Origin of the sequence: Thiomicrorhabdus xiamenensis, assembly GCF_013282625.1 — a bacterium.
In the GTDB taxonomy this organism is placed as follows: Bacteria; Pseudomonadota; Gammaproteobacteria; order Thiomicrospirales; family Thiomicrospiraceae; genus Thiomicrorhabdus; species Thiomicrorhabdus xiamenensis.
On sequence record NZ_CP054020.1, the window covers coordinates 447,331 to 459,188 of the forward strand.

Here is an 11,858-nt window from a genome sequence, read left to right on the forward strand (position 1 = left end):
ATGCAAGAGATGTTAGAACAGTTGTTGACACCTCGCATGGTCGATATTCAACGTCTAACGCCATTTCACAGTCGTGTAACCCTAGAGCCGCTTGAACGCGGCTTTGGTCACACTCTAGGAAATGCGTTACGTCGTATTTTGTTATCTTCTATGCCGGGTGCGGCTATCGTAGAAGCCCAAATTGATGGTGTTTTACACGAATACTCATCGATTGAAGGTGTAAGAGAAGACGTTTTAGAAATTCTCTTAAACCTAAAAGAGGTGGCGGTCAAATTACACGCAACAAACAGCGCAGAATTGACTTTAAATAAACAAGGACCTGCAGTTGTCCGCGCTTCAGATATCGCGCTAAACCATGATGTTGAAATCGCTAATCCGGATCACATCATTGCGCATTTGTCTGAAGGTGCTGAACTGAACATGAGCCTACGTGTTGAAAGTGGTATGGGTTACCGTGCAGCACAAACCGATAACGACAGCGCGATCGGTGTACTGCGTCTGGATGCGAGTTTCTCGCCGGTTCATACCGTCAGCTACGAAGTTCAGAATGCTCGTGTTGAACAACGTACCGACCTTGATAAGTTGATTTTTGACGTGGTTACTGATGGTACCCTTGATCCGGAAGACGCGATCAAGCAAGCGGCTACTGTTCTTCACCTACAACTGAATGCATTTGTAGATCTGAAGCACAAAGAAGTTGCGGCTCCTCAGGAAGAAGAGAACGAGTTTGATCCGATCTTCTTGCAACCTGTTGACGACTTAGAGTTAACTGTTCGTTCAGCTAACTGTCTGAAAGCAGAACAAATCTACTACATTGGCGATCTTGTACAGCGTGCGGAACCGCAACTGCTTAAGACGCCTAACCTAGGTAAGAAATCTCTGCAAGAAATCAAAGATGTTCTTGCTCAAAGAGGTTTGAGCCTTGGTACAAAACTGGAAAACTGGCCACCAGCAAGTCTGGTGAGCAAGGAATCTTAATATAAGGAAGCTATCATGCGTCATGGTAAATCAGGTCGTAAGTTAAATCGTAACAGCGCGCACCGTAAAGCAATGTTCAAAAACATGTCTGCTTCACTTATCGAACATGAAGTAATCCGTACTACGGTTGCTAAGGCTAAAGAACTTCGTACAGTTGCAGAGCCTTTGATTACGCTGGCTAAAAATGACAGCGTTCACAACCGCCGTACTGCCTTTGCTCGTTTAGGTGATAAAGCAGCAGTAGGTAAGTTATTCCAAGAGCTTGGTCCACGTTACCAAGGTCGTCCAGGTGGTTACATCCGCATTCTTAAATGCGGTTACCGTCCTGGTGATAACGCACCTATGGCGATTGTTGAATTGGTTGACCGCCCAGTTGCGGAAGCCGACAACGCCGCTGAGTAATCAGCAATAAAGAAAGCCGGTTAATCCGGCTTTTTTTATGCCTATCGAAAACGTAAACTAGCAGTTATGTTATTCGATACCCATGCCCATCTTTTAGAAGCCACACCGCAAGAGGTTGCCGCGCTTCATTATCCCGTACTTAACGTTACAACCGATTCATCGCAATGGAGCGATGCTGTTGAACTTTCAAAACAGTCTCCGATGGTTGCTTGTGCCCTGGGACTGCACCCATGGTTCGTTTGTGAAGACAGTTTCCCCGCTTTGGTAACTCTCGAAAATTACTTACAGCGAGAAAAGATTTGCGCCCTAGGAGAAATAGGTCTCGATTTTCAAAAACAGTTCTCCGCCAATAAAGATCTCCAATTGGAAGTATTTGAATCTCAGCTACAATTGGCGCAAAAATACCTGTTACCGGTTTCGATTCATGTGATCAAAGCGCACAATGAGATGCTGGCGCTGATTAAAGAGTATCCCGTTAGTGGGGTTATACACGGCCTGGGGGCTTCTTTGCCCTTAGTTAAGTCTTATATCGATTTAGGCTTCAAAGTCGGCGTAAATGGCGTTGTATGCCGTGAGAATGCAAACCGCTATCATGCTATGCTGCAAAATTTTGATTTGCGTCATTTTGTGTTGGAAACGGATTACCCGAATATCGCTTTGCCCGGGCAAAACAACGTCTCTTTGAATGACATCAACCGGGTTGCGGAAACGGTTGCAAGCTTAAAAAACAGTCCGCTTGAAGAGGTCTTGCTACAAACAGGCTATAATGCGCAGCAGATTTTTAGATTTTCGCAGGACTAAAGAATGGACGCACTTTTCGAACGCAGTTTATTGGTATTTGAAGAGAAGGGGATTGCGCAACTGCAAAATGCGCATGTACTGGTTGCGGGCGTAGGTGGTGTCGGCGGTTTTGTCGCCGAAGCACTGGCTCGCGCTGGCGTTGGCCAAATCACTTTGATTGATCATGATACGGTCAATCCTTCTAATAAAAACCGCCAGATTATTGCCTTGGATTCTAACCTCGGTCGGAACAAGGCAGAGGTGATGGCCGCGCGGATTGCTGATATCAATCCTGCCTGCAGGGTAACTATCAGCAAGGAATTCATTCGTCCTGACGATATGCACAGTCTGCTCAGTCCCGGGTACGATTATGTGGTTGACGCGATAGACAGCTTGAACTGCAAAGTCGCTTTAGTGGCGACCGCCAAACAACTCGGTTTAAAGGTTGCCTCCAGCATGGGAGCGGGGCGTCGTATCGACCCGTCCAAGATTCAACTGGCCGATATTTCCAAAACACACGGCTGCGCTCTGGCTAGAAATATGCGCCAGCGTCTCAAAAAGCAGAGAATCGCCAAGGGCGTTATGACGGTTTTTTCGAGCGAAATTCCCAAGGCTCCGGGGCCGATGGAAGAAATTGAAGGTGCGCGCGGCCGTGTCGTTAACGGTACGGCGAGTTATATGCCCGGTATCTTTGGTTTAATGCTCGCAGGCTATGTGATTTCGGATCTGGCGGATCATAGCTGATTTCCGTCATTCCATTCGGGCAGCTTCGCGTCTAGAGATGATAGGTTATCATTCAACGTTGTTCTTAATGACTTTCCAGATTTTATAACCATCCGCGGTTGAAGCTTGCAGCTGCAGGCACTCGGTCGGCAATTCGACCGCGGAGTTTTCCACATATTTATCGAAGTCGAATTTTCTCAGCAGTTCGCAACTGATTTTCTTATCCAGTGTGGCCTGCTGTATCGCTTTATCAGCAAAACCAATTTCCATCGCCGGCGCCACTTTGACCTGCTGGTTCCCACCCTGGTGAATTACCCAGAAATTAACCCCGAGATTCTGCGCCAAGATATGTTCGCCTTGCGCAAAATAGTCGGTCGTTTGCGGTTTCTGGCTGAAATAGAAGGCCGAACTGCCCAGAGTGCCTTTAACCATGACCAGCATAAATAAAATCAGAAACGGGTGTGGTCGGATTTTCCAGTGTCGGCCAAGAATGAAAATCAGTATCGGAAACAGGTTATCCATCACATAGCGAATCTGCATGGGCAAAGAAAACCATCCGGCCGTCAGGAGCCATTGCTTATCGATGCGCTGCCAGCGGTACACAAATAAGAGTGCGAAAGCGCCCAGCAGAAGAATGCCCGGTAAGGCGAAACGATTTTCCGTGACATTGAGCCCTTCGATACGCATTGACCCGAAATTGAAGATATCCAGAATCTCTTGGAAATACTGACCTCCGCTCAACCACTGCCAGCCGACGGCGCCGGCAAGTAAAGGGAGTAGATAGATTCGTCGCCAGAAGAGCAGGGGGATCAGGTAGATAAAAAACAGATGATAGAAACTTGCCATCAGGCAGCCCAGTGTTAAATGCAGCAGCGCTTCCCATTGCGGTTTCAGATTCTTGTAGCTGGCAGCAATCGCCAGAAACATCAACAAGGTTTCAAAGATCGTCGGCCTGGCCAGCAGAAAACGATCGCCAACTGCCCAGATTATAAAAAGCAGTAAAAATATTCGTGTGTCTTTATGGGCCTCATGCAAGTTCAGGTAAACCACAAGCGCCAGCAGGGCAATCGAGGCGGTCTGGATTAACTTAATGCTGAAGGCTCCAAACGTCTGATAAAGGTTTCCTGCCAGCCAGTCAAAGCCGAACCAGGCATTGAAGTGATAAGGATAGCCGTCAAACATCAGACGGTAGTCGTAATCATATTGCCAGGCATGGACATGTCTTAACAGATCGTCCGGCGGCATCGGCGAAAAAAACAGCGTCATACCGATAAGAATGATGCTGATAAAGGTAAACGACAGGCCTTCGTTGTGCCATTGCGGATCGACGGGCGTATACACGGGTTTCCGCTCCAGCCAGTAGTTCTGTAGAAAAAGTGTCCAGTCGTCGTGGATTCGCCGTTTTACTTTACTCAACATAGATCAGTTCCGTTGGCTGCTGCGAAAAATAAAACGCTTAATCTCGCGGCTATGACTGTTGATGTTTTCGGAAATCAGGCCGATAGCGAAAGTGAGCAAGGTGAGAACGAAGCCGCCCATACTGACAATCAGCGTCGGAAAATGCGATACCTTCTCCGTTGTGATGAACTCGATCAACGGAATGGCAAAGGTAATACAAGAGAGAATAAGCAACAGCAGGCTGGCGTAGCCATAAAACTGCAAGGGCTTCTTGAGCTGGTACAGCCAAAACAGCTTAAAGAAAATTTTCGTACCGTCTCTAAGGGTACGCAGTTTAGAGTGTGAATCTTCCGGGCGTAGCCGGTAATCGACCGGTATCTCAGCAATGGCGGCACCGAGATCGAAGGCGTGGATAGTCAACTCGACTTCGACTTCGAAGCCGGAAGCGATTGACGGAAAGCTTTTGATAAAGCGCCGGCTCATTACCCGCATACCGGAAAACGGATCCATTACCGGCATGTCGAACAGCGTGGAGATCATTTTCGAAAACAGTCGGTTGCCCAGATAGTGGCCGGTTCGGTCATGGCTTGAGCGATTCTGTAAACGGTCGCCGACCAGCATATCCAGATGATCCTGTTGCAGACGTTCAATCATTTCCGGCAAGCGTGATGCATCGTAGGTGTCGTCTCCGTCCAGAGTGACGAAAATATCGGCTTCAACTTCGCCAAACGCTTTTTTCAGCGTTCTTCCTTTGCCGCGACGGACCTCTTTACGAACAACCGCACCTGCTGCGGAAGCGATGTCTGCCGTCTGGTCTGTGGAGTTATTGTCGTATACGTAGATGCGGCTCTCCGGAAGCGCGCTTCTGACATCGGCGATGACCTTGGCGATGGTTTGCGCTTCATTGAGACAAGGGATAATAACGGCAACAGAAGGCATGCAGGGCGGGCGCATATCATGGGCTTTGTCAGTGTGCGGTTGCAGTGTCGGGTTAAGTGTAAACATTTAATCGCTGTGCCAATTAAAGAAGAAACAATCGGTGTATGAAAACAGAGTGCTTGGATTATGCACTGTTTTCGAGTTTAGAGAACATCACACTATATTAACGTGAATAATGGCAAAAAGCGTTTGATTTGCGGTCGTTGAACCTTGCCGGCTAAAGAACGATTAGCCGGGCAAGTAAGTGGGGCGAGTTTTTAGCGCTCAAGCAGCGGTTTAAGGTATCGGCCGGTATGGGATTGCGGATTGGCGGCAATCTCTTCAGGTGTTCCCGTGGCGATGATCTGTCCGCCGCCTGAGCCACCTTCCGGGCCAAGATCGACGACCCAGTCGGCGGTTTTAATTACATCCAGATTGTGTTCGATAATGACAATGGTGTTGCCGTGATCACGTAACTGATTGATCACCTGCAGCAGCAGTTCAATATCGTGGAAATGTAAACCGGTGGTCGGTTCATCGAGTATGTACAGCGTATTGCCGGTATCGCGTTTTGACAACTCTTTGGCCAGTTTGACGCGTTGCGCTTCACCGCCCGAAAGGGTTGTCGCACTCTGGCCAAGTTTGATGTATCCGAGTCCGACTTCCATCAGCGTTTGCAGTTTGCGGGCCAAGACCGGGATCGAGTCGAAGAAGGCGCGTGCGTCTTCGACGGTCATTTCCAGAATTTCGTGGATATTCTTGCCTTTGTACTGCACCTGCAGGGTTTCGCGGTTGTAACGCTGGCCCTGACAGACATCGCAGGGAACATACACATCCGGCAGGAAGTGCATTTCTACCTTTAAAACTCCGTCGCCCTGACAGGCTTCGCAACGTCCGCCTTTGACATTGAAACTGAAACGCCCCGGGGTATAGCCGCGGGTACGAGATTCCGGCGTTGCCGCCATCAGTTCGCGGATCGGAGTGAAAAGTCCGGTATAGGTCGCCGGATTGGAGCGCGGCGTCCGTCCGATGGCGCTCTGATCGATATTGACGGCCTTGTCGAAATGCGCAAAGCCGTCGTGGCTCTTGTAAGGTGACGGAGTGTGCCCGGCTTTGTTCAAGATATTGGCCGACAGTTTGGAAAGGGTGCCGTTGATCAGCGTCGATTTTCCGGAACCGGATACACCGCTGACGCAGGTCAGCAGCCCGACCGGGATTTCCAGATTGACATTTTTCAGGTTGTTGCCGTGGGCACCGTTAATCTTCAACCAGCGTTCATCGGTTTTCAGGCGCTGCTGCGGAAGACTGATTTCACGCTTTCCGCTCAGGAACAGACCTGTCAGAGATTGCGGGTTGTCCATGATTTCCTGCGGTGTTCCCTGCGCCATGACTCGACCGCCGTGAATACCGGCTCCGGGCCCGATATCCAGTACATGGTCGGCCGCACGGATGGCGTCTTCATCATGTTCGACGACAATAACCGTATTGCCTAGGTCACGTAAATGGTTCAGAGTGCGGAGCAGTCGGTCGTTATCGCGCTGGTGCAAACCGATTGAAGGCTCGTCGAGGACATACATCACGCCGACCAGACCGGCACCGATCTGTGAAGCGAGGCGGATACGCTGTGCCTCGCCGCCGGAAAGGGTGTCAGCGCTGCGGTTCAGAGTCAAATAGTTCAGGCCGACGTTGACCAGAAAGCTCAAGCGTTCGTGAACTTCTTTAATGATTTTGGCGGCAATCTCACCTTTTGCGCCTTCAAGCGCCATACCGCTGAAAATCTGATGCAGTTCGCCGACCGGAAAATCAGTCAGTTGCGGCAAGGTGTAATCGTTAACATAAACATGCCGTGCTACTTCGTTCAGGCGCGTGCCGCCACAGGCCGAGCAGGGCTTGCTGGTGCGGTATTTTTCCAGTTCGTCGCGAACCGCTTTGCTTTCGGTTTCGGCAAAACGACGTTCCATATTCGGAATCACGCCTTCAAAGCGACGTACATCGCTGTATTTTCCGTGCGGCAACGGCAGTTGCTGACGTCCGGAGCCGTACAGAATCACTTTCTGATTGTCCGCAGAGAGTTCCTGCCACGGGGTTTCAATATCGAATTCATAGAAGTCGGCAACCGCTTTGAGCAGGTCGTAGTAGTATTTGTGACGACGATCCCAGCCACGAATCGCGCCTCCGGCAAGACTTAATTCCGGATGGCTGATGATCTTGTCGGCTTCGAAACTTTCTTTGACGCCCAGGCCGTCACAGGTCGGGCAGGCGCCGTGCGGATTGTTGAAAGAGAAGATTCGCGGTTCCAATTCCGGAACTGAATAGCCGCAATGCGGACAGGCAAACTTCTCCGAGAAAAGCAGCTCGAAGTCGTCATCTTCGCTCATGGGAACCACTTGCGCCAGGCCGTCGGACAGCCGCAGGGCGGTTTCGAAGGATTCCGCCAGGCGCTGCTTGATATCGTCGCGGACCTTGAAGCGATCGATAATGACCTCAATCGTATGTTTCTTGTTTTTTTCCAGTTCGATAGTGCCGTCGAGTTCTCGGGTTTCGCCATCAATACGGGCGCGGATGAAGCCCTGCGCCTGCAATTCGCTCAACAGCGTCTGATGTTCGCCCTTTTTGGCACGGACCACCGGGGATAAAAGCAGGCATTTACTGCCTTCCGGAAGTTCAAGCGTGTGGTCGACCATTTGGCTGACGGTTTGCGCCTGCAGATCGCAGCCGTGCGTCGGACAGCGTGGCGTCCCGACGCGGGCAAACAGTAAACGCAGGTAGTCGTAAATTTCGGTTACGGTTCCTACGGTGGAACGCGGGTTATGCGAAGTCGATTTTTGCTCGATCGAGATCGCCGGAGAAAGCCCTTCGATATGATCCAGATCCGGCTTTTCCATCACCGACAGAAACTGACGGGCGTAGGCGGAAAGCGATTCCACATAACGACGTTGACCTTCGGCATAGATGGTGTCAAATGCTAATGAAGATTTTCCCGAGCCGGATAAACCGGTAATTACGATCAGTTTGTCGCGCGGAATCGTTACATCGATATTTTTTAAGTTATGGGTGCGCGCGCCGCGGATGACAATTTCTTCAAGCATAGAACCCTGTCCAAGAATTTGAGGCAAACCGCTATTATAGCAAGGTTGCTTTTAAAACAATATGTTGCAGTCCGTGTCAGGGAGTCGAGCGGTTTGACGGGATTTAAATTGTTATGGGCAAGCGTTGCTTGATATGATTTCGTGTAATCCGCAATGATTAGCCGGTTAATTGTGTTTGAACGCGATTTTACTTGGGCGATTCGAATGATCGCTTGCCTCATGAGTGCGATTTCAGGGATTGAAACCGTATCGAACGGGAACGGACGCTGAGCGTTTTAGAAAAAGACCGCGAATAGGAATTTGAACCATGGATAGATGTGCCCTGCAGTCGGCATTTTTTGAGATCGCCGTCGCGATTGGGAACTCCTTTGAGTTGGACAAGATGCTGAATGAGACGGCAGGCCTGATGCAAAGTCGTCTTAACTGCGAATCGGTCACGATTTATCGACAGGAAGAAACTTTTGTCGAAATCTGTTGCGCCCATATCGACTCTCTGACCGGATGCTCAATAGATTCCAAAAATATGGAATCCTTGCTGCAGCAATATCAGCAGCATCGACAAGATTGGTTACAGATACAGAGTGGCAGAGATTTTTATTATCTGTTTGAGTTGAAAGATTTCGGCGTTCTGGTTGTGAACAGAAAGCGGTTGGAATTTGACGATTTTGCACGTAATTGCCTGCTGGAGCTTATGCAGAAGCTGGCGCATACCATTCAGGCATGCATCGATCATCAGAAACTGAGCAGCGTCAGGAAAAAGTTAATCGCAACGCAACGCGTCGCAAAAATCGGTGATTGGGAATTCGATCTGCAGGCAAACAAACTCGAGTGGTCTGCGGAAACCTACCGGATTTTTGAATGTGACGAAGCATCTTATAAGCCCTCCTATGACGGGTTTTGGGAACTGATTCACCCTGAAGACCGAGATAGGGTGTTTGCAGTTTTTGAGAAAGCCTTAAGAGACAAACAGGTTTGTAGCGCCGAGCATCGAGTGCTTTTCCCAGACGGTAGAATCAAATATGTTTTTGAGCAGGCATTTTCTGTTTTTGATGACCAGGGAAACCCGACCAGTATCGCTGGAACGATTCAGGATATTACCGAAAAGAGCCATATTGAAAAGGAATTGAATCAGAGAGAAACCGAGCTGGAAGCGATTGTTGAATCCATTCCTCTGATGCTGTTTGTTAAAGAAGCCAAGGAGTTGCGTTTTGTTCGCTTTAATAAAGCCGGCGAAAAAATTCTTGGTTACAGCCGAGCTCAGATGCTGGGTAAAAACGATTATGATTTTTTCCCGGAGGAGCAGGCGAGTTTCTTTATCGAGCAGGATCGTCAAGCGCTGAATTCCGGTAAGGTAACCTCTGTCGCCGAGGAAGTGGTCAGTACGCCTTCGGGCGATAGAATATTGCATACAATCAAAGTCGGTATTCCGGACGAGAAAGGCGAACCAAAATATCTGTTGGGGATTTCCGAAGATATAACCGAATTCAAACAAGCCAATGATCGTTTACAGGCCAGCGAGAAATATCTTCGATTGGCGCAATCGGTTGCCAAGGTTGGTCACTATGTCTTGAACGTCCAAAGCGGTCTTTGGACCAGCTCCGAAGAGTTGGACCGGGTTCTGGGCATTGATAATCACTTTGTCCGTGATGTGGCGGGATGGGTGTCGTTGATTCATCCGGAAGACCGAGCCATGATGACCGAGTATTTTACGAACGAGGTGCTGGGAAAGCACTGGCAGTTTGATAAAGAGTATCGGATTATTTCTCCAGTGGATGGCTGTGAAAAATGGGTTTACGGAATCGGCGTTCTGCAGTTTGACGATGCGGGCCAAGTCGTGGAAATGTTCGGAACCATTCAGGATATTTCCGAGCGTAAAAAGAATGAACGGAAGTTGAGTCAGGCGTCTTCGATTATCACCAATCTGGCCGAAGGCATTATGGTGACTGATGACGAAAACCGCTTTATCAGCATTAATCCGGCTTTTACCCGTATCACCGGCTACTCTTTGCAGGAGGTGAAAGGGAAGAGCCCGAATATTCTCTATTCGGGCAGGCATGATGAGAATTTTTATCGCGAGATGTGGGATAGCCTGCTTGATAAGGGGCATTGGCAGGGTGAGGTTTGGAACCGTCGCAAAAACGGGGAGGTTTACCCGCAATGGCTTTCGATCAGTACGATACGCGATGAAAAGGATATGCTGCTCAATTATATCGGAGTCTTTTCCGATATTTCGGCGGTCAAAGAGAGCGAAGAGGAGTTGCGTTTTCTGGCGCATCACGATGCTCTGACTTCACTGCCGAACCGGGTGTTATTGAATGATCGCCTGGAACACGCTCTGACACATATCAGCCGCAGTAAGCTCAATTTGGCTGTGCTCTATCTCGATCTGGATCATTTTAAGTCGATCAATGACAGCTTCGGCCATCCGCATGGCGATCTGTTATTGCAGGTTATTGCCAGCCGTTTACAGCAAGTGTTGCGCAAGCACGATACGGTGTCTCGTGTTAGCGGGGACGAATTTGTCATCCTTTTGGAGGATCTGCATTCCGCGGAAGAGGCAGGCGTGATCGCCGAAAAGATTCTCGATGCCATCAGTAAGCCGATCATGCTTGATGTAAACGAGGTTACGGTAACGGCGAGTATCGGGATCGCGATGGCTCCGGCAGATTCAAACAGTCCGGTTTTACTGCTGAAAAATGCCGATACGGCCCTGTACCGGGCCAAAGATCAGGGACGGAATAATTTCGAATTCTTTTCAAGTGAGATGTCCGCTTCAAGCTTTGAGACGCTGTTTATGCTCAACGGCCTTTATAAGGCGTTAGATAATGAGGAGTTTGTGGTTTATTACCAGCCTCAGGTGGACATGGTTGAAAATCGGCTGACCGGTGTTGAAGCGCTGGTGCGCTGGAATCACCCGGAAATGGGGCTGGTACCGCCTGATCGGTTTATTCCGCTGGCTGAAGATTCCGGCGTGATTCTCAAGCTGGGTGAATGGGTTTTGCGTACGGCGTGCCGCCAGATGAAAAGTTGGCTCGAGCAAGGCGTTGCGGTTGACTACATTGCCGTGAATATTTCCGGGCGACAGCTGATCGACAAGAATTTACTCAATGTTGTACGTAGCGCTTTGCAAGAAGCGAATATCGACGGGCGTTACATTGAACTCGAAGTCACCGAAACACTGGTGATGAAAGAGACCAGTTATTCAAACGTGATCGATGAATTGAAGGCGCTTGGCGTCCGTATTTCGATCGATGACTTCGGGACCGGCTATTCGTCGTTGGTACGACTCAAATATCTGCCGATCGACAAGCTGAAAATCGATATGTCGTTTATTCAGGGCGTTCCGGAAGACGAAGACGACACCAATATTACCCGTACCATTATCAATCTGGCGCAAGGGATGAATTTGAATGTCATTGCCGAAGGCGTTGAGAGTGAAAAACAGGCCGAGTTTCTATTACAGCAACAATGCCGTTATGTTCAGGGTTATCTGTATAGCCGACCTCTGCCGGCAAAAGAGCTGGAAGTTTGGATGACGCGTTTTCATCAGTCTTGAAAACGCGCAGTTTT

General features: G+C 49.2%; 8 protein-coding genes. 5 read left to right on the forward strand and 3 right to left on the reverse strand.

All coding sequences use genetic code 11. The features are described from left to right. From HQN79_RS02105 to HQN79_RS02120, 4 genes are all read left to right on the forward strand, one after another. Positions 1-978, forward strand: a complete 978-nt coding sequence (locus HQN79_RS02105) for a DNA-directed RNA polymerase subunit alpha (RefSeq protein ID WP_173284048.1) — start codon at positions 1-3, stop codon at positions 976-978. A 15-nt stretch (positions 979-993) separates the two neighbouring features. Beyond that, positions 994-1,380: a 50S ribosomal protein L17 gene (gene rplQ, locus HQN79_RS02110; RefSeq protein WP_173284049.1), complete on the forward strand. Its 387-nt coding sequence runs from the start codon at positions 994-996 to the stop codon at positions 1,378-1,380. Positions 1,381-1,446: 66 nt separating this feature from the next. Next, entirely contained in the window at positions 1,447-2,181 is a 735-nt protein-coding gene (locus HQN79_RS02115; RefSeq protein ID WP_173284050.1) for a TatD family hydrolase, read from the forward strand. A 3-nt stretch (positions 2,182-2,184) separates the two neighbouring features. Continuing rightward, on the forward strand, positions 2,185-2,904 hold the full coding sequence (locus HQN79_RS02120) for a tRNA threonylcarbamoyladenosine dehydratase (RefSeq protein ID WP_173284051.1): 720 nt from the start codon (positions 2,185-2,187) through the stop codon (positions 2,902-2,904). A gap of 48 nt (positions 2,905-2,952) precedes the next feature. Here HQN79_RS02120 and HQN79_RS02125 read toward each other — a convergent pair whose 3' ends face one another. The 3 genes from HQN79_RS02125 to uvrA form a co-directional block, all read right to left on the reverse strand. After that, complete coding sequence (locus tag HQN79_RS02125; protein ID WP_173284052.1) at positions 2,953-4,302, reverse strand: hypothetical protein; 1,350 nt, start codon at positions 4,300-4,302, stop codon at positions 2,953-2,955. Positions 4,303-4,305: 3 nt separating this feature from the next. Beyond that, positions 4,306-5,286 (reverse strand): glycosyltransferase family 2 protein, encoded by a 981-nt coding sequence (locus tag HQN79_RS02130; protein ID WP_173284053.1) that lies wholly within the window; start codon positions 5,284-5,286, stop codon positions 4,306-4,308. Positions 5,287-5,477: 191 nt separating this feature from the next. Beyond that, positions 5,478-8,288 carry an excinuclease ABC subunit UvrA gene (gene uvrA / locus HQN79_RS02135; protein ID WP_173284054.1) on the reverse strand — a complete coding sequence of 937 codons (2,811 nt, stop codon included), beginning with the start codon at positions 8,286-8,288 and terminating at the stop codon, positions 5,478-5,480. 307 nt (positions 8,289-8,595) lie between these two features. Here uvrA and HQN79_RS02140 point away from each other — a divergent pair, with 307 nt between their 5' ends. Next, positions 8,596-11,844, forward strand: a complete 3,249-nt coding sequence (locus HQN79_RS02140; RefSeq protein WP_173284055.1) for a sensor domain-containing protein — start codon at positions 8,596-8,598, stop codon at positions 11,842-11,844. Positions 11,845-11,858: the final 14 nt, after the last annotated feature.